25 protein-coding genes are annotated in these 22,818 nt (G+C 61.8%); 7 read left to right on the forward strand and 18 right to left on the reverse strand.

From position 1 onward, the window contains the following. Positions 1–76 precede the first annotated feature (76 nt). Positions 77–973: an SGNH hydrolase domain-containing protein gene (locus MESS4_RS23865; RefSeq protein WP_006336523.1), complete on the forward strand. Its 897-nt coding sequence runs from the start codon at positions 77–79 to the stop codon at positions 971–973. Positions 974–988: 15 nt separating this feature from the next. Here MESS4_RS23865 and MESS4_RS23870 read toward each other — a convergent pair whose 3' ends face one another. Next, a complete protein-coding gene (locus MESS4_RS23870; RefSeq protein WP_244441196.1) occupies positions 989–1,255 on the reverse strand; it encodes a hypothetical protein in 267 nt (88 codons plus the stop codon). 691 nt (positions 1,256–1,946) lie between these two features. Between MESS4_RS23870 and MESS4_RS34080 the strand changes: the two genes are divergently transcribed. Together MESS4_RS34080 and MESS4_RS23880 are read left to right on the forward strand one after the other, a co-directional pair. Continuing rightward, a complete protein-coding gene (locus MESS4_RS34080) occupies positions 1,947–2,045 on the forward strand; it encodes a putative RiPP precursor (RefSeq protein WP_198292795.1) in 99 nt (32 codons plus the stop codon). Between the two features lie 81 nt (positions 2,046–2,126). After that, positions 2,127–2,570, forward strand: a complete 444-nt coding sequence (locus MESS4_RS23880) for a hypothetical protein (RefSeq protein ID WP_006336541.1) — start codon at positions 2,127–2,129, stop codon at positions 2,568–2,570. Here MESS4_RS23880 and MESS4_RS31275 read toward each other — a convergent pair. The 4 genes from MESS4_RS31275 to MESS4_RS23895 all read right to left on the reverse strand — a co-directional run bounded on the left by MESS4_RS31275 (position 2,551) and on the right by MESS4_RS23895 (position 4,813). After that, positions 2,551–2,997, reverse strand: coding sequence for a hypothetical protein (locus tag MESS4_RS31275; RefSeq protein WP_006336543.1), 447 nt, complete (start codon positions 2,995–2,997; stop codon positions 2,551–2,553). The two genes, MESS4_RS23880 and MESS4_RS31275, sit on opposite strands and share 20 nt — an antisense overlap. Positions 2,998–3,065: 68 nt before the next feature. Beyond that, positions 3,066–3,749: a hypothetical protein gene (locus tag MESS4_RS23890; RefSeq protein WP_006336545.1), complete on the reverse strand. Its 684-nt coding sequence runs from the start codon at positions 3,747–3,749 to the stop codon at positions 3,066–3,068. A 213-nt stretch (positions 3,750–3,962) separates the two neighbouring features. Continuing rightward, entirely contained in the window at positions 3,963–4,088 is a 126-nt protein-coding gene (locus MESS4_RS35040) for a hypothetical protein (protein WP_006336549.1), read from the reverse strand. A gap of 11 nt (positions 4,089–4,099) precedes the next feature. Continuing rightward, complete coding sequence (locus MESS4_RS23895; protein ID WP_006336551.1) at positions 4,100–4,813, reverse strand: class I SAM-dependent methyltransferase; 714 nt, start codon at positions 4,811–4,813, stop codon at positions 4,100–4,102. A gap of 137 nt (positions 4,814–4,950) precedes the next feature. On the opposite strand from MESS4_RS23895, the gene MESS4_RS23900 reads away from it, so the two are divergent. After that, positions 4,951–5,679, forward strand: coding sequence for a hypothetical protein (locus MESS4_RS23900; RefSeq protein WP_006336555.1), 729 nt, complete (start codon positions 4,951–4,953; stop codon positions 5,677–5,679). Here the strand turns inward: MESS4_RS23900 and MESS4_RS23905 are convergent. Beyond that, positions 5,651–6,256 (reverse strand): SGNH/GDSL hydrolase family protein, encoded by a 606-nt coding sequence (locus MESS4_RS23905; protein WP_006336556.1) that lies wholly within the window; start codon positions 6,254–6,256, stop codon positions 5,651–5,653. The genes MESS4_RS23900 and MESS4_RS23905 overlap by 29 nt on opposite strands. Before the next feature lie 608 nt (positions 6,257–6,864). On the opposite strand from MESS4_RS23905, the gene MESS4_RS23910 reads away from it, so the two are divergent. Continuing rightward, on the forward strand, positions 6,865–7,416 hold the full coding sequence (locus MESS4_RS23910) for an acyltransferase (RefSeq protein ID WP_006336558.1): 552 nt from the start codon (positions 6,865–6,867) through the stop codon (positions 7,414–7,416). Here the strand turns inward: MESS4_RS23910 and MESS4_RS33685 are convergent. From MESS4_RS33685 to MESS4_RS23950, 9 genes are all read right to left on the reverse strand, one after another. Continuing rightward, entirely contained in the window at positions 7,391–7,609 is a 219-nt protein-coding gene (locus tag MESS4_RS33685) for a hypothetical protein (protein ID WP_006336559.1), read from the reverse strand. The genes MESS4_RS23910 and MESS4_RS33685 overlap by 26 nt on opposite strands. Then, positions 7,610–8,140, reverse strand: a complete 531-nt coding sequence (locus MESS4_RS23915; RefSeq protein WP_006336560.1) for a hypothetical protein — start codon at positions 8,138–8,140, stop codon at positions 7,610–7,612. A 2-nt stretch (positions 8,141–8,142) separates the two neighbouring features. After that, positions 8,143–8,799: a hypothetical protein gene (locus MESS4_RS23920; protein WP_006336561.1), complete on the reverse strand. Its 657-nt coding sequence runs from the start codon at positions 8,797–8,799 to the stop codon at positions 8,143–8,145. 312 nt (positions 8,800–9,111) lie between these two features. Continuing rightward, positions 9,112–11,577, reverse strand: coding sequence for a hypothetical protein (locus MESS4_RS23925; RefSeq protein WP_006336562.1), 2,466 nt, complete (start codon positions 11,575–11,577; stop codon positions 9,112–9,114). A gap of 64 nt (positions 11,578–11,641) precedes the next feature. Beyond that, entirely contained in the window at positions 11,642–12,235 is a 594-nt protein-coding gene (locus MESS4_RS23930; RefSeq protein ID WP_006336563.1) for a hypothetical protein, read from the reverse strand. A gap of 283 nt (positions 12,236–12,518) precedes the next feature. Then, positions 12,519–12,767, reverse strand: coding sequence for a hypothetical protein (locus MESS4_RS23935; protein ID WP_006336565.1), 249 nt, complete (start codon positions 12,765–12,767; stop codon positions 12,519–12,521). A 407-nt stretch (positions 12,768–13,174) separates the two neighbouring features. Next, positions 13,175–14,164, reverse strand: coding sequence for a hypothetical protein (locus MESS4_RS23940; protein WP_006336566.1), 990 nt, complete (start codon positions 14,162–14,164; stop codon positions 13,175–13,177). A 100-nt stretch (positions 14,165–14,264) separates the two neighbouring features. Next, a complete protein-coding gene (locus tag MESS4_RS23945; RefSeq protein ID WP_006336568.1) occupies positions 14,265–15,176 on the reverse strand; it encodes a hypothetical protein in 912 nt (303 codons plus the stop codon). Positions 15,177–15,394: 218 nt separating this feature from the next. Beyond that, positions 15,395–15,967, reverse strand: coding sequence for a hypothetical protein (locus MESS4_RS23950; RefSeq protein ID WP_006336571.1), 573 nt, complete (start codon positions 15,965–15,967; stop codon positions 15,395–15,397). 263 nt (positions 15,968–16,230) lie between these two features. Between MESS4_RS23950 and MESS4_RS23955 the strand changes: the two genes are divergently transcribed. Together MESS4_RS23955 and MESS4_RS23960 are read left to right on the forward strand one after the other, a co-directional pair. After that, positions 16,231–16,545, forward strand: coding sequence for a YMGG-like glycine zipper-containing protein (locus MESS4_RS23955; RefSeq protein ID WP_006336573.1), 315 nt, complete (start codon positions 16,231–16,233; stop codon positions 16,543–16,545). Positions 16,546–16,782: 237 nt separating this feature from the next. Continuing rightward, positions 16,783–17,097 (forward strand): hypothetical protein, encoded by a 315-nt coding sequence (locus MESS4_RS23960; RefSeq protein ID WP_006336575.1) that lies wholly within the window; start codon positions 16,783–16,785, stop codon positions 17,095–17,097. A gap of 675 nt (positions 17,098–17,772) precedes the next feature. Here the strand turns inward: MESS4_RS23960 and MESS4_RS34730 are convergent. From MESS4_RS34730 to MESS4_RS23975, 3 genes are all read right to left on the reverse strand, one after another. After that, the gene (locus tag MESS4_RS34730; RefSeq protein WP_006336583.1) at positions 17,773–20,406 is read right to left on the reverse strand and encodes a hypothetical protein; all 2,634 of its coding nucleotides are present in this window, start codon (positions 20,404–20,406) and stop codon (positions 17,773–17,775) included. A gap of 246 nt (positions 20,407–20,652) precedes the next feature. After that, a complete protein-coding gene (locus MESS4_RS23970) occupies positions 20,653–20,973 on the reverse strand; it encodes a hypothetical protein (RefSeq protein WP_006336589.1) in 321 nt (106 codons plus the stop codon). After that, positions 20,970–22,727, reverse strand: coding sequence for a portal protein (locus tag MESS4_RS23975; RefSeq protein ID WP_006336590.1), 1,758 nt, complete (start codon positions 22,725–22,727; stop codon positions 20,970–20,972). Before MESS4_RS23975 ends, MESS4_RS23970 begins: the two co-directional genes overlap by 4 nt. Positions 22,728–22,818 lie beyond the last annotated feature (91 nt).

Here is a 22,818-nt window from a genome sequence, read left to right on the forward strand (position 1 = left end):
ATGAAAAAGCCTCGGGCAAGCGAGGCTGGAAAAATGTGGGTTCTACTTCAAAGCGGACATGCGGCGTTGTCGGGCCATGCCGGTACGAACCGTGTGTCTCGCCGCCGCCGGCGGCGCCGGCGTGCTCGCGGCGCTTGCGTCGGTGCTGATCTGGTCGAACGGGCTGCCCGGCCGAATGAGCGGTGAAGCCGCGGCCATCAACGCGGCTGTCGGAACCAACTATCGTTGCCCGGTCCAAAATTACCTGCGCTTGGGCGAGTCGCGCGCCTGCGTGCTGAACCTTCCCTCTCGCGATCCTGCTGACGCGGATGTTGTTCTGTTGGGAAATTCGCATGCGCAAATGTACGCGCCTGTATGGGAGTCCATATTGGCCGAGAGAGGCTTGAACGGCCTTCTGGTTCCGGCGAATGGCTGTCTGCCGACGGTGTCCGTCAACATCTCGCGCGGTTGTATCGATGTGGCCGCCGGCAATCTTCGCGAACTCGGCAAGCTTTCGAAAGCCAAGACCGTCATTCTCGGTTTGACCTGGGCACATGCTGAGAAGGGGCTGGTCGATGCCGACGGAAAAAGGCTCGACAATCGGGATGACGTGGAACTCGTCCGCGGGCTCGACGATCTGATCGGTCGCCTGCGGGGATTTGGCAAGAAAGTCGTTTTGATTGGCCCGATCGCCTACCCCGGATGGGATCTTCCTTCCGAGCTGAGCCGTGACCTCGCTTTCGGCCGGCCCCTGGAAAAATTGACATATCTGCCGGCAGGCGAGTTCCAACGGCAGTACGGGGCGGTCGTCCAGCATTTCCAAACGCGCCGCGATATCGGCTTCGCCCGTCCGGACACGGTGCTGTGCGATGCAAGCAAATGCAATTATGTTCTGGATGGACGATCCATGTTTGCGGATGCAAGTCACATTGCAGAAGCGGAATTGTTCCGGTTTCGCTCCATCTTCACTGAAGCGCTTGCCACGCGACGCTGAACCTTGACGCCGCGATTACGGCAATCCGCCAGCGAGCCTCTTTGTCCAGCCTGCGACCGTCAAGCCGCATGCCATGCCGGCACAATCGGCAAACCAGTCGAACATACTCATATCGCGCCCTATCAATTGCATGCCCTGGAGGAGCTCGATCGCGGCGCCGGTAAGCGCGAGAAGGACAATCAGCCTTGCCTTGTGTTCCGGCCAGCCGAGGCTTCCCAGAGCCGTCAGCACGGCAAAGGCGGCGGCGTGGTTGAGCTTGTCGTGATCGGACGTGAAGGCCATGCCGAACTCCTGCAAGAACCGCACCGGCGAGAGGGCGAGCAGAAGGACAAAAGCCAGCATGATCAGAAAAATGGCCCTTGCCATCAATGGAAGAGAGTCTGCGCGCAACAAGATACAGTCAATCCTTCATCTGAAAAGTCGGATGCGTCAGCATGGTTTGAACCCGGAACTCGCTCCCTGCGCTGCCGAAACCCATGCGATTTCGAATTCGCCACACGAGTGTGTCGAAGCTATGAAGGTTACCCGTTCAGGCGGGAGAATTGCAACCTCCGGCTCTTGCGATCTCCAATAGCGACTCGGTCCGAAAGCTTTCTTTTCCGATTGCACGCCACGCTTAATGACGTATGGACCGTCCGGTCCAGGCGCTCTTGTTCGGCTGGAGGTCCAGCGCTTCTGTTTCCGCCGGGTCGCACGCCGCCACCTCCCGCTTGGCCAAACCAGGGTGCAATCTTACCCGACAGGACGTCGCGCCGGTGGCCGGCAAAGCGGCCGCTGTCGAAGCAACCAAACACTTCGCCACCCGTTGACCCATGCTGGGCTCACCCCAGCTACTCCAGAACCTGCCCGTCTCGGTTCGCGCCGGGTCGGGCCTTTTTTGCTTCGGGCAAATGCCGCATAATAGCCGGGGCGAAGGGAACACAACCGCAGCGAGCGCGTTCGGTGTGTTGGTGGAACCCCGCGGAGCCCTGCCATGAAACGCATCTATAAAAAGCCGACGCTGGTGAAACACGAAAAGCTTACCAGGCTGACCGCGCAAATCATTGCGTCCGGGGTCGTATTGGGCGAGTGATTTCCAGGCTTTGCTGACCGGCAGCGCCAGACCTGGATTTCTTGCGCCACGGCTGAATGCTGATCTCTGAGGGGGAGAAAAATGAAACACAGCGTAAAGGACGCGCGGGAAGACCCGGCCGAGCCGTACCCTCGCGACGCCTATCTCAGTACATTGGTGAAGTTTGCCGAGGGCAATCTGGAAATCGGCATGACGCTGTTCATACGCGGCACTGTCATCGCCGGCACCATGATCAGCGGCAGGAAGTATTTTGAGGAACTCAGCCGGCAGATGCGCAGCGCCTCGATACAAGGGTCGAGCGACCCCGCCGACCTGCAGGACGTTCTGGGCCGCGCCATGATGGATTTCGCCGACATGTACCCCAAGGCTGGCGAGGAGTCGGAACCCGGGAGCCCGCCACGGTCGTTTCTCCACCTGCGCAACGCGCGGATTTTCCAGGCCGCGAACCACTTGCGCTCGAACGGTCAGCTCATGCGACTGAGGCTCGATGCGGTCGATGGCTATTTCATGGGGAACATTGAATAGTGGGGCGTGGTTTTAGCGTTGCGCCATCGCCGCCGTTCGCCTCGCCCACAATATCGCCCAGCGTGTTATCGGAGAGGCAGAAGGCGAGCATGATGGGATCGGCGCCGATCACCGGATCACATGTTTCGAAGACATAGACGAAGCGGGCCGACACCCTGCCCTGCTGCACGTACACTGTCGTGCCCTTCTGCATAGTGCTGGCGCTGCGAGCGTCGGCGGCGCGATACCAGTGGCCTTCGGTCACCGTATAGATGCCGTTCTGCGTGGCATTCGTCTGATCCTTGACCAGCACGCGGTCGCCAACCTGAGCCGCCACGCTGTCGACGGTCTGCAGGCCGTAGAGGGCAATGCTGGCCGTGGTCGCGAGGCGCACGGGGTCACGCTCGCCGGACAACAGACGAACGGCGGCAGTTGCAGGTCGGGCCATAAGGCTCGCTCCATAAAAAAGTCCCGCGAACGCGAGGCTAAAAAGATTTTGGTGATGATCGCGGAGGCTCAGTAGTTTTTGCCTGCGCCCTTTGCGATTCCTGCCTGGACGATCGCCTTCGCCGTTTTGCTGCGCCAATCAGCTTCGGCCGCCTGCCTTGCGACCGGATTACCCATCTTGCCGATGAGGCCGAGGCCGCTCTGCCGGATCGCCTCGAACGCGCTGGTGTCAGCTGGATCGCTCTGCGCGATGATGCCGAGGTAAGCGGCCTGCACCTCGGCCCACTGGCTCTGCTCGTAGTCATCGCGGCGCGCCTGCTGCCTGACGGCCATCCGCACAGAGCCGGTCGAGCGAAGGACTTCCTTCTGTTTGGCGAAATTGGCGCGCTGGCCCTCGGGCACGTTCAACAAGGTGCTGTCGAAGAGTTCGTCGAAAAGGCCGGGCTTGACGAGCTGGCCGGTGCGCGGATCGACCCGACCGTACATCGCGTCGTGCAGGCCGCTGCCATCGGCTGGCGCGTTGTTTTCCGCCTCGTTTTCTGCCTGGGCGATTTGAGCGTTCAGCTTCCGACCGATGATGTCGGCGTCGAATGCATCCTGCTGCTCTCTCTGCTGCCGATAGCGCTTAGCGACGGCGGAAAGCTCGTCACCGAAACCTTGCATTGCGGCGCCGACCGGCGAGCCCTGCGGATAAGAAACCACATTGCCGCTATCGAGCCGGCGTTGCGCAAGCTGGAGGGGAATGGTTGCCATTTGATCGTTTCCTTTGCTCTGGCAAATCGCGCATAAACGCGGGCGAAGGGAACACAAACGCGCCCGCCACGGTCGTTTATCCACCTTCGCGAGGTCCGGATTTCCAGGCCGCGAACCACTTGCCTTCGAATGGCCAGTTCATGCGACAGCGGCTCGATGCGATCGATGGTTATTTCATGGGAAATATTGAATAGCGTTGCGTTGGGCTAAGACTTAAAGCCAAGGCAGCATGGCGATGGCAAGGAGTGAGGGTAAAAACAGCATTACCATCATGATGAAGAACGGCCAAAAACCGGGGCCTGAGAAATACTCCTCGACCTGGTGGCGCAGCTCTTTCATCAAGCCTCCGATTATTTGGATGAGCATAGCGCGCCGGCCATATATGCCATGCTGCGCGTCGCGGTCTTAGGTGCGAACCTGAGGAATTCAGTTCGCAGCTTATATTTCAACCATCCTTTCGACGGTCCAGCTAGGTGCTGTTCATAAGCGAGATCGTGGGCGAACGTCATCAGCTTTTCAACTTTGAGGCCGGATGTCTTCAGCAAGTTTTCGAAAGTTAATGGGGTGTAGAAATTGATGTGCCCGTAGGGTCCGGACATGCGGATTGCCTTGCTGAGATTTCGCGTATGCTCAAGGGGTATCTCGATATAGAGCTTCTTGCAGACCCGAGCAGCCTCCATCAAGAACATTCGCTCATGCTCGACGTGCTCCACGACATGGATTGCAAGGCCGAGATCGAACGACTTGTCTGGGTGCGGGATGTGGTAGCCGTCGAAGATATCCAGGTTGGCTAGGTTTGCGATCTTCCGGGCTTTGATCGCCTCGACGCCGCTTGTCGAGATCTCGACCGCTCCGAGGGTTTTACCGAGGCCGTTTTTGTTCAGTTTGTCGAGCACGGCGCCTTCTCCTGCCCCAATGTCAAGTATCGTTTCGAATCGCTGCTGCCCGATGATAGCCTCGATGTGACCCACCGATTGCTTCGACGCGATCTCCCGTTTCGCGGCGACCTTTCCATCGGTGTAGTAGTCGTCATAAATCGCAATGATGCTGTCGGCGTTAGCCATAGAACGGTCCCTGCAACGCTTTTAGCGACCGTGCCATTTTCCGCGAACCACGTCTAGCGGTTGTCGAAACAACCGCGCCTTCCGTGCGTCATGAACTCGTGGTAGGGACCAACCCACCTCAAAGAATGGGACACCGGATGCTCGGCAGACTGATCAAGAAAATTACACCCCTGCGTCGCATGTATTACCGATCATTGATCGCCAAGGGCATCGGTGGCCAATCTGACGAAGGGCAGATACTTCTGCAATTGGCAAAGGAGACCGACGCGCCGAAGACCTTCATTGAATTCGGGTTTCATCCGATCCAGTTCAATTGCGCGGCACTGATGGGCTCATTCAAGGGACTGCTGATTGATGCCAACAGCCAGCAGATTGCCGATGCACGGGCGGTGCTGCCATCCAACATCCGCATTGAGGAACGCTTCCTTGACTTGGAAAATCTAGACTTCATCCGGAAGGCCTTCTCCAAGGTTGGCGTTCTCTCCATCGATATCGACGGCAATGATTACTGGTTCCTCGAAAAGCTGCTGGATATCGAACCTTCAGTGATCTCGATAGAATATAACCCGAGCTTCTTGGACCGCTCGATCTCCGTGGTTTACGACCCTGTTTTCGACCGCCATAGAAAGCATTCGACCGCTTGGTATCACGGTGCTTCTCTGACAGCGATGGCGAAGCTTTGCGCAACCAAGGGATACGGCCTTGCTGCGGTATCTGATGGCGGCGTCAATGCGTTTTTCACCAAGACCGGGAAACTTGACCCAAAGACCGCATGGAGGCCGTCCGAACTGCGGGCGAAGTGGTCAGGCACCACGCCGCAGCAGCAATGGGACGCAGTCAAACATCTGCCTTTTGTCGAGATATAGCGCGAACCGTCTCGACGCATTCGACTAGCAAAGGCCTCCAGTGCTGATAGCCGATCTCGGAGATATGGACCCCATCTGAAAAGCCGACCGACACCTCTAGCCCGGCTTTCGCCATCGACGTCCTGAATTCTTTGTCCATATCGAACACGATTGCCCGGCTACTCACGGCGCGGATTTCTGTGTTCTGGCGCTCGATCAGATCCCGGCTGAAACGATCGACATGCGCTCCTTGCTTGTCCGGTTCAGTGATCGTCAGGATCGCAAGCGGGATGTCGAGGCTGGCGCGTATCAGGGCATCCAACACGGACCTGAAATAGATCGTCCTCGACTGGAGATCGTCGCCCTCACGCCATTCCGAATCATTGATTCCTGCGCCGACTATGAGGCCGCCGACCTTGTCCCATACGCCATGCGATTTGATGCGGCTGACGATCGCGAGAACATCTGCGATGCGCGACCTTCCCACCGCCGCCATAGCAACATCAGGGGCACCGATTTGAGCTTGAGATGCCGCTACCAGGCTGTCACCCAGCAAGATGATTGAACGCTGTCCGGACCTAGTGAGCTGGGCTATCAACTCTGCTTCCCGGTCTGCCCGCGTTCTTCCGAGGGCAGCCCTCATAATGCCGATGGCCGGCTTAAGCGATCGATGCAATTTTTGTGCCCCAAGGTGTTTCCGCGCGGCCCATCTGCCACACCGCACCGCCCTTAGTCTAGTGCGACAGACTTGCAAAACGCCTTACCTTGCCACAAATGACCCTGAGGGAACAGGAAGGGAAATTTCGACGTGGGATCGATTAGACAGTTCTTGTTCAGGGTCGCGGCAAAGCTAACGCCGCCTGCCGGTTTCCCTCCATCCACGCCTCTGATCAAACGCCTGTTGATTGGCGTCGCCGCAAAGGTATTTCCGCCGCCTCCCGATTTTGTATTCCCCTCAGCTGCACCCGTGGATAGTCTGGAGTTTGTCGCGGCAAGGCGTCATCTCAAGGAAAATCCGCCTTGCGGGGTAATCACCCGCTTGGATGACTTTGGAGCGGACAATCGTTGCCCAGTTTGCGGCAGCGCGGACGGCATTTTTGAGGAGATTGAAGCTTGCTGGCCTCCAGCATCTTTCATCGCCTCTCATCCGACACTGCCAAACACTGAGGGGCTGGTTTTGGTCAAACGCTCGCCGGTTTTTCACTGATGCCGTTCGTTCCGCCTTCCCTTTTTCGTCTGCTCGGCATCAATGCTGGATCCGGCACGAAGATCAGCCTTCGGAGTGTCCGCACAGCCCGCCTCGGCCGCCACACCATCGGCGAGAATGGGATAATCAACTGCTACTTCTCATTCGACCGGCCAGGCGCGCAGATCACGATTGGGCGGGACTGCTACATCGGAAAGAGCCACCTCGTCGCAGCCGAGCGTGTATCCATCGGCAACGATGTTGTGATCTCTTGGGGTGTGACGATCGTCGACCACAATTCGCATTCCCTAGACTGGAAGCAGCGAGCGAAAGATGTTGCCGACTGGCGTCACGGCAAAAAGGATTGGACAGACATCGGCATCGCTCCGGTGACCATCGACGACAACGCATGGATCGGCATGGGTGTGACGATCCTTAAGGGCGTCACGATAGGCAAGGGAGCAGTCGTTGGCGCGGCTTCCGTGGTGACGAAAGATGTTGCGCCTTTCGCAGTTGTTGCCGGCAATCCAGCAAGACTCATTGAGATCAAACGCTCACCAGTGGCGCAATAGCCGTAGCCCATTCCGGCGAGCCAACAGCGTTAGGATGGACGCCGTCTGTTTGTGACGCCGTGCTGTTGGTGGCGAGGGATAGGCCGTTGACCAAGATGTTGTTCGTGTCTGCCAGCTCTGTCAGCGCATCCGCCGTGGCTTGGCGGAAGGACGAATGACAGCGCTGGGCAAGCTGGAGGGGGATGGTCGCCATTTAGGTGTTCCCCGCCCACGGCGCCCTGAGGGCCGAACTGCCGAAGATCACGGACCGGCTTGGCACCGCACTGGCTGCCGCGCTTGGGGCCGGCGCCTTCGTCGGGTCGTGGATTTTGGAGAGGCCGCCAACGAGATTGCCGCCGGCCTTGAAGATGCTCGCCGTCACCGCCTGCTTGCCGGAAAAGCGCGAGATTGCGGCTTGCGTGCCCAGACTATTCTGGCGCAGTTGCGAGCCGTATTGGATCGCCTTGAGGTCGAGCTGGCCCTGCCTGGCATTGGCGGCCAGCACCTCAGCCGGCGAGCCTGCTATGCCGACGCCGGAAGCGCCGGCCTGGGCGCGCGCCTGCGCCTGCAACAGATCCTGCTTGTGGCGCTCCTGGCTCTGGTCGAAGGCGGCTGACTGGGCGTCGGCCTGCGCCTGCTGCTCATAGGCCTTGGCCTGATAGTCGGCCATTTGCTTCGACTGCTGGCCTTCGAGCAGCGCGCCGCCGACTGAAAGAGCGGTGCCGAGAAGAGCTAATGTGCACATGGTCAGCCTCGCTCGCCGGCGGGAATGAATTTGCTCTTGACGCCTTCGACCGGCGCGCCGAGCGCCGGACGCGGATCGAGCGCGCCGCCGGGACTGAGGAAGGAGAGCAAAAGCCTGTCGGCCTGGATCGCCGGGCGGCTGAGGCGGGCCGGTGCGGCGGCTCGCGCGCCGGCCATTGCGGCGCGGCGGATGGTGGTCAGGGCGACCTTCAGGTCGATGACGCCGGCGGCATCGAACAGGCCGTTGGCGGTGGCAATGGCGCGGCTCAAGGCATCGGCTTCGAACAATTCCTGGCGCAATTGTTCGACCAGCCGGTGGACAGTGCGCCAGCGCTGGCCGAGAGTGATGGCCTTGGCCGCTGTCTCCTCGCCCAGTGCCGCGACGTCGGCCCGGGCCTCGCTCCGGGCAGCCTCGATGCGGCGCTTGTCGGCGGCGTCGACAGTCTTTTCCAGCAGCGCGATTGCGTCGTTGCAGTCATCGAGCGCGGCGCGCGCGGCGGCCAGATCGCCGTCGCCGAAGATCGCGCGGTCCTCGGCCCGTTGCACTTCGTGCCTGCGGGCGATGGCGTCGTTGAGGTCGGTGTCGAGCAAGGCGATGACGGCCGCGAAATCGGCAGCCGTCCGCGCCCTGCCGAGGTCGTCGGCATGGAAGTGGGTCACGGGTAGGTTCCTTTTGGGGAGTGATGGGTGGGCGGGGCGGCGACGCCGCCAATCTCCCCCCTCGTGGGGGAGATGCCCGGCAGGGCAGAGGGGGGCGCGAAGGATCGCCGGCCTCAGTTGCTGAAAAGCCGCTCTCAAAATCTGAACAGCAGCTCGGAATCGAGCAGTGGTCGTCAGGCTTCCGTTCGGTGAGACGCAGGCATAACGCGGATAGGTCGGAGGGACAGCGCCCCTCTCTGTCCTGCCGGACATCTCCCCCACGAGGGGGGAGATCGACTGTCGCCACGGGCTTCGCTAAACGCCAGGGGCGCTCTACGGCTCCGCATCAAAAACCGGCGTAAACGCCCGGATCGTACACGGCGTCGGGTTGACGTGGCGGATTCTCACCCTGCCCTGCCCTTCCCAGCTGTCGTCGATCGGCACCTCGACATTGCCGGTGAAGAGATCAGCCTTGCCGTCGGGCGCGACGATGCTGGGCATGCGCACCTTCTCCCAGCGCCCCCGCAGGAGGGACTGCACTTCGAGCCCGGTCGTGTCGGTCTCGAGCAGCGACATCATCACCCTGGCCACCTTCTTGCGGCGGCCGATGATGGAGCCGTCGCGGCCGCCGACATCGAGCTCCAGCGTGTCGGCTTGCGCCTGATACGGAAGCCCGACCCGCCATCTGGCGGCGATGGCGCAGCCGGGCAGCGTCACCTGGCCGGAGGTCACGACGAGGCCCTTGTAGACCTTGCCGCCGGCCAGCGCGTCGACGCTCTCGCCGTCGAGATGGTCGAGCCCCGAAACGACGTTGACGGCGGCGCCCGAATAGGAGAGCCCGCAATCGACCTGAAAGGCATCGTCGAGGCCGCCATATTCGAAAGGCGGTGTCATGATCTCGATCATGCGTTTCGTCACGCCGGCGATGGTTCGTTTGACGAACAACCAGATGTCGTCGACACCATTCTGGCCGGGCGTGACGACGACGCTTTCGACGATCGCCCACCCTGAACCGGCGAAGCCGCCGCCGAGGCGATGGCGATGCATGCCGCGCACCTCTTGGCTTGGCTGGTGGGTGTAGCCGCCGAGCTCGCCATTCTCGAGCGGGAACCACAGAACCGGATCGGGATCGGTCTGAAAGGCCAGTTCGACCACGCCCTGCTTGGGGATGTGTTCCGAGATCTGGCCAATGTCGTCGGACGAGAACTTGCCGGCCGAGGTCTGCGTCAACTCGGCGATCGAGCGGCGCGAGCGTGTGACATAGAGGAATGACTGCCCGGCATCGACGGGGCGAATGCGGGCGCAGCCGAAGGTGCGCGAGCGCCGGTTCTTGAACGAGGATGGCGTCAGCGCCTCGTCGATGCCGGAGCCGGACAGCGCCCTGATGCCGCCCGAGGTGCCGATCAGCAGCGCGCCGTCGGAATCGGCGATCCAGACGATGTCGTTGGCCTGCCCGCCGCCGGCCTGGACGAACTCCAGCGCATCGTCGTCCTTCTCGCCCAGTGCGAAATTGTCGAAGTCGCCGGTCGCCGAAGCGTAGACCGAGAATTTGCGGCTGAAGGCCAGCCGCTCCTCGTAGAGCGAGCCGGTCTCGACATATTTGCCGGGGACGAAAGTGCCGAGCCGCCAGCGCGTGATCGGGTTGAGATCGGGCAGAGCGTGGCCGTACAACTGGATGGTGACGAGCGTTGGGTTCATCCGGGCGATGATCTTGGCCCAGCGCCATATGCCGTCCGAGCCCAGGAGCCGTATAGTCCGCCCGACATCGCTGGCCTGGAAGCCGGCGCCGTCATTGATGCCGACGACGGAGGACGCGGTCAGATTGAACGGCGTCTGCCCGGCGCCGGCTTCGTTGGGCGCCCATTCAGCCAATTGGGTGTGCGAACTGTCCGGCCCGCCGCCACCTTCCATGTCCATGCGCAGATATTCGAACGGGGTCTTGTTGAAGAACTCGTAGAACCGGCGTTCGGAAGCGCTCCATCCTGTTTCGCCCTGCCGTGTATCGATGGTCGTCCAGGTCGAACCGTCATTCGATCCCTGGATCTCCCACTGGGTCGGCATGTCCAGCGCCGAATTGTTCCGGCCGATGGCCTGTACCCAATAGGCGTTGCAGATTTTCTGTGCGCCGCCGGCCTGCTGGTACTGCACCCATGCCCCGGTGCCTGCGCTCAGTTCGCTGTCGGTCTTGCTGTTCTTGTCGAAGAGCCGCCACGCGTCCGCGGTTGAATTCTCGCTAGAAACCGTTCCGCTCGGCGACGTCAGCCCGGTCATCTTCGGGACGAACGCGCCATAGGCGGCCGGCGTCAGTGTCGTGGCGGTATCGTTGATCTTGTCATAGGGACCATCGAGGAATTCGAAATCCTCAAGCGTCCATGTCGTATGCGCGCTGCGCGTCAGCACCTTCGGTGGGTGGTTCCGGTGGGTGATCCACATCTGATCGGCCGACTGCACGTATTGGAGCTGAAAAAGATCCGCCTCCAGATAGGGCGATGCCACCTCCACCGTGCCGACCCGGGCGCCATAGGCATGGACGCGGATATAGAGGTCGCCGAACTCCAGACAGTAGGCCTGTTCGGAGGAAAAGATGAACGGGATGCCGCGCGTCTTTCTGGCCGCGTTCTTCACTTCGCCGACGAAGATGGTGCCGCCGCGCTTCCTGATGCCGCCATGCGGCAGCGTTACGAAATTCTCGCATTTGGCGAGCGCCGCCCGATAGAGATCGAGCGAGGCGCGCGCGTGCAGGCGTGGCGAGATCTCGCCACGGGTGAAGACATCCTGGACCGGATAGAGCGTCGTCATCAGCGAAAGGCCCTCAAAGCATGTCTCCCCGTGCGCAGCGGCTTCGGGACAAGGACACGCGAAATCAAAAACGAAAGTCGCCGCGCTGCTGCGACCAGGAGGCGGTGTAGAACCGGCCGCCACGCTGGATGGCGTTTGCCGAGAAGGCGGCGTCCAGCGCCCGGTCATAGGCCGAGCGGGCAATATCGATCATGCCGGCCTTGTGGGTCAGCGGATGTGCGATCTTGATGGCGAGTGCTGCAACCAGCACCTCCGTGAACAGCGCGTCCCAGTCGTTGGGATCGGTGAGGTTGGCGATGTAGCGGATAAGGCGCGGACCCGGCTGGTCTGAATAGATCAGCCCGGCCTCCTGCCGCCAGGAGATCGGCACGCCGTCCGGCTCGCCATTGTGCGTCAGCGGCAGCGGCCGCAGGCAGTCCACGGGCAGTTCATAGGCGAAGCTCAAGGTGCCCGCACTGCTGCCGGTGTCGGCGCCGGCGACGGGTGCCGACAGTATGGCGAAGACCCAGGCATGTTTGGTCAATTCCGCTTCGCGCGTCAGGTCGAAATGCAGATTGAGCAGCCGCGCTGCCTTGACGTCCTGGTCGAGCGAGTCGATCGGCGCCTCGTCGAGGACGGCGAGCGCCATGTTGGCAATGTCGAGCGGAGTGATGGCCATGGCGTCAGGCCTCCGTCGGCGCGGTTGATCGGGCAAAGCAGGGCATGGTGCCTCCACGGCAAAAAGCCGCTTCGAAGCGGCCGGGATTTGGTGATTTATCTTTGGCGGAAGGGTACGCACATCTCGTGCGCGGAACCTGTCACGGCGCCGACGGCTATCGGGAAACGGGCGGTGGCGCGCTGCTATCCATTCGAGAAGGGAAGACGATAACGATCTGATTTATTGGAGTTTTACAACATTGTCTGGCAACGCGGCGATGGCTTGCGGATTGCCCGCTGCGGCATCAGCCGACGCGTGGGCCCGTCGAAGTCCGCCGCTTTTCCCTGGGTTTGGCTGGGGCGCCTGATTGCGGCCCTTCGGCACGTCTCGCCATCGCCAAACCCTTGTCCAGCGCCTCCTGAAGGCTTGTCGTGTAGTAGGCGGTGTTTTCCGGACCGTTGAGGAAGTTTATGCGGTGGATTTCCCCCTTCTTGCTGATGACGATGCCCACCTTTCGAAGCGTTCCCTGAACGGCCTTGTACTTCAGACTCATTGCTGCCTCCCCCTTGCCAGACAAGGCAGCATCGCCGTTCTCTGTAACTGGCCGGTGCCGGCAATTGATCAATGTGCAACAGGAATAATGTGGCAAACTCCAAAGTTCGTTTCACTCTGGAGCGGGCGGCCGAGTGGGTTTGGGATTCGCCACATCGACTGGCCTAGGTCCACCGAGCTAATTGAAAGGGGAGCCAAACATGTCCACACTGTCACTTACCGAAGCCCAGCGAACGCCTGCTGATATTGCTTCGACTTGTTTGCCGGCATTTGTCCAAACCCCGACGCCGGTCGGTAAACAAAGGCGGGCCCACTGTCCCTCGGGTCCGCCTTTTTCTTTTTGAAAGGCATTGCAACTGCCTATGCGCGGGGCGGAGTGCCGACAGCTCCCCGCCCGCTTTCGCCCGCTCAGGCCTCGGTCGTCCTCAGTGCGATGAACGTCATGTTCTTGACGCTGGAGGCCGTGCGGTCCCAGTTCGCCGCCTGCGCCAGTTCCGCATCGGTGGCGAATTCGCCGGCCGAGGAGGCGTCGAGGAAGCGGGTGCCCGGCACATGCGGCACGAAGTGCCGGCGGCCGACCATTTCGGTGACGCCGCCGCCATGGCCCTGGCGCGGCTTGCGGTCGAACTCCAGCGGCCCGCCTTCCGTGTTCACCGGAAGCTCGTTCCACAGGATTGCCTTGTCCTTGAACATGAACGCCGTATAGACGCCCGCCGCCACCGGAATGTCGTCGTCGACGACGGCCCTGAGCCCCATATAATAGGGGATCAGCGGCCCACCCTGCTCCGACGACGGCACATAGTCGATAAGGTCGGCGAGCTTCAGCGCCTTCATCTGCTTGGAGTGCATCCAGATCGTTTTGAACTTGTCGGCGCGGTCGCCCATCAGATAGGCGGCCTCGATGATGTCGGTGTCGACGATGGAGGCGCCGGTGGTGCGCACCAGATCGCCGCCATCATTGGCGATGTTGTCGGCGACGACGCCTTTCAGGATGCCGAGCAGCGTCAGCTTGTTGGCGCGCTGCCAATATTCCGTCTGGCGTCGCACGATCAGCTTCTGCGGATCGTCGCCGGCCAGGATCGAGGTCAGGTCGGGAACGCCCCAGGCCTGGGCGCGGACATTGCGGGCGGCAACCTCGCGGCGCGAGCCGATCTTCTTCATCTCGATGGAATCGGCCGGGTCGTCATTGACCGGTTCGGACGGGTCGTTGCCCAGATCCTTCCAGCCGGGCATGTCGACCGAGCGGCCGCCCATCGAAAGTTTCGAAGCGATGGACGGGTCGGAAAACAGGATCCCGGCCTGGTAGATCTCGAGAGACTGGACATGCTCCTCGAACGAGTATTGTGCATAAACGGACGGTACGATCGCGTCCGCGATACGGGTATAGGCGTCTGCCATTTTGTCTTTCCTTCAGGGGTTGATTGGCGGCGAACTTTTAGCCGTTTCGAAACTCGCTCCGGCGAGCCAGATGGCCGCCGGAGTAGAGTTTCCAAACGGACTACAGGGGGTTGTTGGACATCCAGAGGTCGGGGTTTTCGCCGGCCTCGCGTGCCAGCCGCCGGGCGCGGGCGGGGTCGCTCTTGACGAGGGCTGAAATCGCCGAAATGTTGCGTTCGCCGGCGGCGTTGCGCTTGAAGGGATTTTGCCCCCTTGGCGCGCCGTCGGCATCGATCGTGTCCTCCCTGAACATCGCCTCGCCAATGGCGTGGAACGCCTTGGCGATCCGCGGATCGGTCAAGGCCCCGTCAGGCAGAAGGATGCCCTTCGCCTTGTAGGCATCGACCAGGCCGAGCTTCTTCATCGCCCGGTTGGCGACTTCCAGCTTCTGGCGAAAGCCGTCGCTGTCGGTCGGCCCCCAGTCCCTCACAAGATCGTCGTGAGTGACTTCCACCGAGCGGGCAAGCGCGATCTCTTGGCGCGCGGCCTGCTCGGCCATGTAGCCGACGAAGCGGTCGTGATAGGCCTGCGCCACCTTCGGCGTGGCGCCGGCTTCGACCGCCCAGGCCTTGGACGCATCGGCGAGCTCGTCCGAATAGGCGAAGTTTTCGGGCAACCCGTCGGGGCGCCTGTACTCGACCTTGTCGGGCGATGTCAGCGGACGCATCGCCTCGGGCAGCCGGGCATGGAACCTGTCCCAGTCTTCCCCAGGTGCGTCCGGAGCGGGAACGCGCAGGCTCTCGCCCTGTTGCCGCTCCAGCTCGGCATAGGATGTGAAAACCCGATCGAGGTTCTCCGGCTTGGTCCAGCCCTTGGCTTCAGCAAGCTTGCGGTTGCCTTCGGAAAGACCGTCAAACCAACTCTTGGCGGCCGGCGGGGCGGACCCATTGTCCCCGTTGGCCGGTGGCCGTACTGGGTTGCCCGCTGGCGGCACGTGCGCCGCCACGGACCCGGCGTCTGCCAGATCTGTCATGTGAGATTTCCTTTGTGTTGAGAATTAAAGGCCGGTGATGAGCGCACCGGCGGCGAAGCCTGGTATCTCCCCCCTCGAGGGGGAGATGGCCGGCAGGCCAGAGGGGGTAGCCGCGCGTGGAGCGCCGACCTCATCTGTCGCCGGAGGTCACGCCCGGACGAACCGACCCCCTCTGTCGCCTTCGGCGACATCTCCCCCTCGAGGGGGGAGATTAGCGCCTAGATATTATCGCCCCAGTTCTCCCACAGCAGCGTGATCGTGCCGGTCACGGCAAGCGTGCCGTCGGCGTCGATGTCGGTTCCGGTGGCGAAGGCGAGGTTGAGATAAAGATCGACAGGCGTCGTCGTCCCGTCGAGAGTCACGGCCGGGGCGACATCGGCTGTCGAGGCGGTTGATAGCGCGGCACCCGCCCCGTCCAGCGTGCGGGCGGTCGAAGCCAGCACATTGACCATGGTGGAGGCCAGCGTCGCACTCGACGCCACCGCCGAGCCGAGCGACCAGGTCAGTGCTGCATTGTCGTTGATGGTCGAGGCGCGGGTGGTCAGCACCGCGAACTGCAATCTGGCGGTGCCGCCCTTGATGCGCACCTTGCCGTCGAGGAAATCGAAAAGCTTCTGGCTGGCATAGGCCTGCGCATCGGCAACCGGCACCTGCATGGCATTGAACGAAAAGACGGTGCGGAAGGCGCCGCCCTGCCCCGTGGTGACGGCTTTCAGGCCGAGCTTGGGCGGGGCAAGGCCGGCCTCGCGAGCGGCGGCGCGGACAAGCGTCCGGGGAAGACCTCGGGTCATCTGGTATCTCCATTCTTGTGAAATTTTGAGAGGTTTAAGATCGGGCAAGACGGCTGCGGCCGGACCCCTGATTCATTCCGACCGAGCCCGTCTCTATCGTCTTGTTTGACCACGTTCTTTCGGAACCGAAGGCTTCGATCGTCAAGACGGAAGAAACCATGTCTCATTTCGTGAGAACCGATGCCGCTGTTCCGCCGCATTGCCACCGCACTTGGCAAAATCAGCCAGTGTATTAATTCATTGACTTCAAAGGAGTACCGCAAATGACCATCTACAAAGCCATTGCCGCCGTGCTCGTGACTGCCGCGCTGGCAGGGTGCGCGCAGACCGAGGGGCAGCAGCGGGCCGGAACCGGCGCACTGATCGGCGGCGCCGGCGGCGCTCTCGTCGGCCAGGCCATCGGCGGCAACACCAAGAGCACGGTCATCGGTGCCGCTAGCGGCGCCCTTTTGGGCGCGGTCGTCGGCAGCGCCACCACGCCGCAGCGCCGTGGCGAACAGCTCTGCCGCTACCAGGACCGCGACGGCCGCATCTACACCGCGCCCTGCGACGACCGCTACTACAACGGCGATTATTGAGTGTTAGTCCCCTTCTCCCCGTTCACGGGGAGAAGGTCCCGGTAGGGGGTCCGAAGGACGGGCAGCGCGACATTCCGAGATGCTGGCACCGCTCCTCACCTGCCTGCCGGCATCGTCTCCCCGTGAACGGGGCGAGGGACGCAGTTTCAGCGTCGGCGCGATATCATCTACCCGATAGTTTTGATCCTTACCCTCAACGCGGTTAGACGCTATCGTCTGCTATCCAAGGGGGCGACGATGCGATTCCTGATGACTTCGCTGCTGGTTGTTTGCTCGGTTTCCGCACACGCCAGACAGGCTGTCAGTGTCGAGCGGATCGGCGGTTGCCTGGTCTTGCCGGTGGCCGCTGTCGACAATCACGTCAAAGCCATTTTCGAGGTGACATTGGACAAGGCCGGCAAGGTCAAGTCGGTTACTGTCGTATCCTACGGACCTCATTCGGAAGCAGCGGCGAAAGCGGCCCAGCAACTTACGAAATCGATCCAGAGGTGTTGGCCGCCAGGCGTCAAAACCAGCCCGATGCGGATCACCGTGGATTTGAGCAAGATTTAGGCGGCGAGGTATTTTCGGTGCATCTCGCGGCAGCGAAGGCACCATCTTTCAGCCAACCAAGGGTGAATGGCGGGCAGGATAAGCTACGCCATCACCGTAATTCCAATCGGGGACGAACGCTCAATCCCCGAAGTTGTTGTCCACGAACATCCCGGCAAATTGCTGGGGCGTGAGCGTTCGTCTTCGCTCAGATACATCGGTCGCCTAAGCTAAAAGCGTCGCGCCGGCCCTTACTTCTGACCGTCCTGCCAATGCCACCGAACATCAGATCGTGTATTAGCGAGTTCCAAGGGCGGGTCTAGTTCGCCGTACTTCTCTTTGAACTGATCGCGCCATACATGTTCGTGAAGCACATTGGCGGAATTTGCGACATCGGCAGAACTAACCCGGACCCAGGGAGAATTGGGCTTAAGCACGGCATATGCGCCTCCGATACCAATAATTGCGGGGCGATGGTCCCAATCAACGAAACTAGCCGTATCTGATTCGGTGCTCATATTTGAATCCCTGAATTGATGTTTCTGCAGTATAGCACAGACTACCCAAATATTTCATGCCCAGAATGAGACGACGACGAGCGCAGGCCATGATTTCCTGAGCGCGGACGGTGGGGCTGCTGCTGGCTCCAATGTGGGAAATTTTCGGCGCATTGTTCGGTAGAGCGGATTGACGCAACTATTTCGACTTTGACCCATCTTTCAATCTGGCGAACACCTCCCTCCAGATTGGATCCGCATCACGACGGGCCGCAGCGTAAAGCGCCGCCTCCTGCGCCTCAAGATCAATGTGTTCCGGGCTGCCTTCTTCTAGACTTCTTCTAAGCTTGTACTGATCATGACCGCCAAATTCGAACTTGGCCTTGTACATATTCTGTTCCCATACTTGGACTTCGCCCAGCGTGCCGTCCTCGAAGCGCACCGTTACCTTTCGGTCGAAGTAATCATTTTTCTTCCCAAACCACTTTTCGTCCAGAATTTCATAGCGTTGCGCGAGACCGGCAACGATCTCATCGGCCTGCGCCGGTGTCTTGACCACGAAGCCGGCTCTGACAACGTCAGTCAGTTCAGACGCATCTTCGTAGCCCTTACGCCCAATCTTTTTAGCCGCTTCTCCCTTATTCTTGATGCCTTTCGTCACGAACTCAGCGCCGACGGAATCAGCAATTTCGTGGCCAGCCCCCTCAAGATCTGCCTGCCATTTGGACGAGACTGAATAGAGATCATCAAGCGAGGCAGTGGGCTGCTTGGAGAAATCCCCCGACTGCGGCTTTACCGGTATGCCTGCCGCTGTGTCTTCGCCAGCACCTATCTTCTCAACCCGACCGGGGGCGACCTCGGAAGTTGGAGTATTTGCCGCTCCCGAACTGCCGATGGATCGTTCTGTTCGCCCTGCCGCTCCAGAACCGACCGATTCAACTGCTCGCGCAATCCCTTTCTCGGCGGCAACAGTTCGACCAAACGCCGGCCACGGTATCGACCAGCCCAATGCATCATATCCCTGATGCATCATCAGATTTTCAACACGATTCGACGGCTTGTAGTAAGCACCCGAGAAATCAGGCGGGCTGAGCGTTGCCTGGGTATTGCCGTCAGCAGCCATGGTGACCACCTTGGCCGCGAGTTCGACTGCGCGGATGCCTGCATTGGCAGCTACCTTGCCAAGGGCTTTCCCCTCTGATGCCAACACCGAAAGTGTCGACGGGGCCTTGTACCCGGATGCATCTGGAATGATCCAGCCCAGACCGGCATCGGCCAGTTGCCGAGCCACGGTCGCCCGGGCGACAGGGCCGGGCGTTCCCGCAAGCAGTGCGCCTAGCTTCGCATTTTTGTCCTGCTGGTACGCAATGCGGCTGTCATAATTATCGGAGAGATCACGGATAACGGACAGCGGTACGGGCTGGATGTTCTCGATACCCAGTTGTTCCTGTGCGGCGACAGACATGGCTATCGCTTTGTCATAGGCGTCCTTGTCATAGCCGTCTGGATCCTCAAGTCCGCCACCAATCACGGCTTTCCAGGCGGCGGCGACATTGGAGAACACTTCGCTGACATAGCCCCCGGCATCGGCTCGTCTGTGATTCATGACCAGCCCTACCGCGGCGGCGGTCGCCTCACGGCGCGCCGGGTCTTCCTGCGAACCGTTCGGCCCGGAATCGGCATCGCGAAGTGCCGCATGGATCGCCTGGTTCGGCATGGTGCGCATGCCGAAAACCTGCCTGCCGACATCGGCCCGCCAGTCGAAATCCCGGAAGCGTTTGTCGCCCTCGTCGAGCCCATAGACGATCCTGAAGGCATCCAGGCCAGGCATCTTGCCGGAATAGGCGCCGGTCCGTGCTATGGCGTCCGGCGCGTTCTGCTCGGCGAGACCGATGTTGGTGCGAATCTCAACCTGCTGAGCCGTTTTGGCCGCCTCCGCCTGTCGAACCAGCGCTGCCTGTTCCTGTTCCGGAAGGTCGTCCCTGAACGCCTGCGCCAGCATTTCATCAGGCGTCCGCTTTCCAACGCGGTCATCTTTCCCGGCAGCTGCCTTTGAGCTGCCCGAGACAAAGCTGCCTGCCGCTTGGGTCGTATCGCTGGCGGCATCTCCGCCGGAGGATTCCGCCGGCGTCCCGACACCAAACATCTCCAGGGCACGCTGCGGGTCCTTGGCGATCAGCGCCTCGAAGCGTGCCTTGGCCGCGGTGTTGAACCAGTCCTTCACCTTCTGTTGTCTGATCCCCGGGTCGAGCCCCATCTTGTCGATCAGGTCGAGCCCTTCCTGGCGGGCCGCTTCGAAGGTGACGGGATCGTCAGGGTTGGCGTTGCCGATGGCGATGGCGCTGGTCTTAAGCACCGTGTCGACCTGCGCCTGCTCGTAGTCCTGGCGGCGCTGGTATTGCCGCACCGCCATGCGCCGCGCGCCAACCGCGCGCAGCGCTTCCTTCTGCCTGGCAAAATTGGCGCGCTGGCTCTCGGGCATGTTGGGCAGGGCAGCATCGAACAGCTTGTCGAACAGACCGGGCTTGACCGCCTGCCCGTTGCGCGGATCGACCTGGCCGTACATGGCCTCATGCAGGCCGCCGCCGTCGGCCGGCGCAGTCGCCGTCACCTCATCTTCCGCCTGCGCGATCTGGCTGTTGAACCGGCGGCGCGCCAGTTCGGCGTCGAAAGCCTCCTGCTGCTCTTTCATCTGCTGGTAGCGCTCGGCGACAGCGGAAAGCTCGTCGCCAAAACCCTGCATCGCCGCGCCGATCGGCGAGCCGTTGGGGTATTGCACCACAGTGCCGGTATCGAGCCGGCGCTGGGCCAGTTGGAGAGGAATGGTCGCCATGTAATTGTTCCCTGCCGTGGCGCCACGCCGGAGATCGCGGCGCTGCGCCGGCGATCCGGCCGGGTGCCGCCGCCTTCGCCGGGTCATGAATTTTGGGGAGGTCGCCAATGACGGCGCCGTTGGCTAAACAGGGCCTTCAGCGACCCTATTGTGATCCTGTTGTGAGCTGGGCGGGTTCGCGGACTCGCATGAATGATGGGCCGGAGCGGGCCGTGACCACGGTGAGGCCGGCGCTCCTAAAGTCCCCTACCCCTCCGCCCGCGCCGCCTTCTCCAGCGCCGCCAGTTGCGCCTCGTCCAACGTCAAAAACCCCATAATGTGCTGCACCACCTCAGCCCGCGCATTGCTGAGCGCACTGTGCAGTTCGAAGCCGTTCGGCGTCCTGGTCCTGGCCAGCCACTCGCCATAGGACGGGCGGCGGTAATAGCCGGTCGTTGCGGCGAGGTCGGCCAGCACCATCTCGCCATCCTGACCTGAGAACGCCCGCAGATACGCCTTGGTCAGCGCTTCCCGTGCCTTGGCCGGACCGCCGGCCTGCCCGGAATGGGCGAAGCGTTTGCGGCTCATGCGCCGGCGCCCGGCACAGCCGGACCACCCGGCATGTCAGCCTGCCCGCCCTGCAGCATGCCTTGCAGGCCATCGAGCAAGCCGCTGTCGCGTGCCTGCACCGCCGCCGGCACCGCATCCTTGGCAGCCTTGCCGGCGGTGGCGATCGCCGCCATGCCGGCCTGCGCCTGTTGCGCCTTGGCACGGGCATCGCGGATGCCGGCCACTTCATCCTGCCGGCGAAAGATACGCTGCGGGCTGCGGCCGGCGCTCTGCACGATCTTGATCGCCTCGTCGCCGTCGATATTGTCCATCACGCCGGGATCGAACTGCGCCATCTGCATGGCCGTCGTCACCACCTGGATGGTGTCGCGGGCCTCGGCCGAGCGGCGCAGTACGTCGAGCGGGCCGGTGAAGGTCGGCCGCACCGCCTTGCCGGCGAGGCTCGCCGGCGGCAGGAAGCGGCTGTCCTCGTCGTAAAGCCCCTTGTCCTCGAGAATGCCGAGCTCGCGGTCGAGATTGCTGGCAAAACCCGCCTGGATGATCGAGCCGGACGGCCCGAGCAATGCGCCCTTTTCCTCCTGCCGGATCAGCGCTTCGGTCGCCGTCATCTGCGGGTTCTGCACCAGCGTCTGGAACAGATTGACGAACATCATGTCGCGGATCTCCTCGGCCCGGCTCTCCGCGTAGTTGAACGCATAGGTCGGGTTCTGCCCGGTGGCGATCGGCGCGATCAGCGGCCGGCCATTGTCGTCGATCAGGCCGGGATAGTTCTCGCCGGGATTGAGCACCGGCACATAGTCGAGCCGGGCCTTCGAGGCGGTCGCCGGATCGGTGACCTGCTGCAATGCCCTCAGCCCCGAGCGGCGCACGGCGTTTTCCTCGCGCACCGTGGTCAGCGCCTCGATGGTCGGCGAGATGCCATAGGGGTCGCCCTCGTAGCGGCGCCAGTTGAAGGTCGACACCGGGAAGGAGCGGAAACCGCTTTCCCTGACGATGACCTCCTCGTCCTCGATGACGTGATAGGAGGCGAAGGCCGTATCGAGATATTGGTAGGCACCGCCCAGCCTATACATCCTGCGCTCGTCGCGCGGCTGGATGCACTGGATCACCGAGATCTTGGTCTCGCATTTGGCGGGATCATCGACCAGCATTTTGATGCGCGCCGGCAGCTTCTCATAGCCGAGCAATTGCGCCGCCTGCCGCGCGGTGCGCTCATAGCGGCGGTGGAAAATATCGACCTGGCCCCAGCGATTGCGCGAGAGAAAACCCTCGACCACGGGGATCGAGGCATAGCGGATCAGCGTGCCGCCGAACCCCTCCTCGGCATAGAGATAGGCCGGGCCGTAGCGCACGACATTGCGCAGGCAGGCCTGCGTTGCCGGCACGAAGTTGGAATTGGCGGAATAACGCAGCGCAAACAGGAAATCACGCAGGCTTTCCGCCCATTCCTTTTCCTCGTCGCTCTCCTCGTCGTTCATTTCGGCGGTCGTCAGGCCATGCCACTTTTCCGACTGCGGGATGATCAGGCTTTCCAGCCCCGCGGCCAGCCGGTTGGCGGCCGAGTTGATGGTGTTGGCGTAGACCCGGGCGCCGCGCCGCTCCTGCCGCTCGGCCTGCGAGTCCGGGCCGCCGGCGCGACGGCCGCTCCAGACATCGGGCGCGTCGGGGTCGCAGAATTCGGACACGGCCTCCCAGACATGTTCATACTGGCTGCGCTCGCTCTCGAGTTCGGCCTGTCGCGACAGGATATCGCGGGCACGGGAATCGCTCATGTTCTGCCTCGTTGAAACTGCCAATCTCCCCCCTCGTGGGGGAGATGTCCGGCAGGACAGAGGGGGGCGCTGTCCCTCCGGCCTGCAATCA

Origin of the sequence: Mesorhizobium sp. STM 4661 (assembly GCF_000359125.1) — a bacterium.
Classification (GTDB): domain Bacteria; phylum Pseudomonadota; class Alphaproteobacteria; order Rhizobiales; family Rhizobiaceae; genus Mesorhizobium.

Bases quoted from the DNA above. Each gene is read 5' to 3' on its own strand.
- MESS4_RS23865 (WP_006336523.1), top strand. From the start codon at position 77: ATGCCGGTACGAACCGTGTGTCTCGCCGCCGCCGGCGGCGCCGGCGTG.
- MESS4_RS23870 (WP_244441196.1), bottom strand. From the start codon at position 1,255: ATGGCCTTCACGTCCGATCACGACAAGCTCAACCACGCCGCCGCCTTT.
- MESS4_RS34080 (WP_198292795.1), top strand. From the start codon at position 1,947: ATGAAACGCATCTATAAAAAGCCGACGCTGGTGAAACACGAAAAGCTT.
- MESS4_RS23880 (WP_006336541.1), top strand. From the start codon at position 2,127: ATGAAACACAGCGTAAAGGACGCGCGGGAAGACCCGGCCGAGCCGTAC.
- MESS4_RS31275 (WP_006336543.1), bottom strand. From the start codon at position 2,997: ATGGCCCGACCTGCAACTGCCGCCGTTCGTCTGTTGTCCGGCGAGCGT.
- MESS4_RS23890 (WP_006336545.1), bottom strand. From the start codon at position 3,749: ATGGCAACCATTCCCCTCCAGCTTGCGCAACGCCGGCTCGATAGCGGC.
- MESS4_RS35040 (WP_006336549.1), bottom strand. From the start codon at position 4,088: ATGAAAGAGCTGCGCCACCAGGTCGAGGAGTATTTCTCAGGCCCCGGT.
- MESS4_RS23895 (WP_006336551.1), bottom strand. From the start codon at position 4,813: ATGGCTAACGCCGACAGCATCATTGCGATTTATGACGACTACTACACC.
- MESS4_RS23900 (WP_006336555.1), top strand. From the start codon at position 4,951: ATGCTCGGCAGACTGATCAAGAAAATTACACCCCTGCGTCGCATGTAT.
- MESS4_RS23910 (WP_006336558.1), top strand. From the start codon at position 6,865: ATGCCGTTCGTTCCGCCTTCCCTTTTTCGTCTGCTCGGCATCAATGCT.
- MESS4_RS33685 (WP_006336559.1), bottom strand. From the start codon at position 7,609: ATGGCGACCATCCCCCTCCAGCTTGCCCAGCGCTGTCATTCGTCCTTC.
- MESS4_RS23915 (WP_006336560.1), bottom strand. From the start codon at position 8,140: ATGTGCACATTAGCTCTTCTCGGCACCGCTCTTTCAGTCGGCGGCGCG.
- MESS4_RS23925 (WP_006336562.1), bottom strand. From the start codon at position 11,577: ATGACGACGCTCTATCCGGTCCAGGATGTCTTCACCCGTGGCGAGATC.
- MESS4_RS23930 (WP_006336563.1), bottom strand. From the start codon at position 12,235: ATGGCCATCACTCCGCTCGACATTGCCAACATGGCGCTCGCCGTCCTC.
- MESS4_RS23935 (WP_006336565.1), bottom strand. From the start codon at position 12,767: ATGAGTCTGAAGTACAAGGCCGTTCAGGGAACGCTTCGAAAGGTGGGC.
- MESS4_RS23940 (WP_006336566.1), bottom strand. From the start codon at position 14,164: ATGGCAGACGCCTATACCCGTATCGCGGACGCGATCGTACCGTCCGTT.
- MESS4_RS23945 (WP_006336568.1), bottom strand. From the start codon at position 15,176: ATGACAGATCTGGCAGACGCCGGGTCCGTGGCGGCGCACGTGCCGCCA.
- MESS4_RS23950 (WP_006336571.1), bottom strand. From the start codon at position 15,967: ATGACCCGAGGTCTTCCCCGGACGCTTGTCCGCGCCGCCGCTCGCGAG.
- MESS4_RS23955 (WP_006336573.1), top strand. From the start codon at position 16,231: ATGACCATCTACAAAGCCATTGCCGCCGTGCTCGTGACTGCCGCGCTG.
- MESS4_RS23960 (WP_006336575.1), top strand. From the start codon at position 16,783: ATGCGATTCCTGATGACTTCGCTGCTGGTTGTTTGCTCGGTTTCCGCA.
- MESS4_RS34730 (WP_006336583.1), bottom strand. From the start codon at position 20,406: ATGGCGACCATTCCTCTCCAACTGGCCCAGCGCCGGCTCGATACCGGC.
- MESS4_RS23970 (WP_006336589.1), bottom strand. From the start codon at position 20,973: ATGAGCCGCAAACGCTTCGCCCATTCCGGGCAGGCCGGCGGTCCGGCC.
- MESS4_RS23975 (WP_006336590.1), bottom strand. From the start codon at position 22,727: ATGAGCGATTCCCGTGCCCGCGATATCCTGTCGCGACAGGCCGAACTC.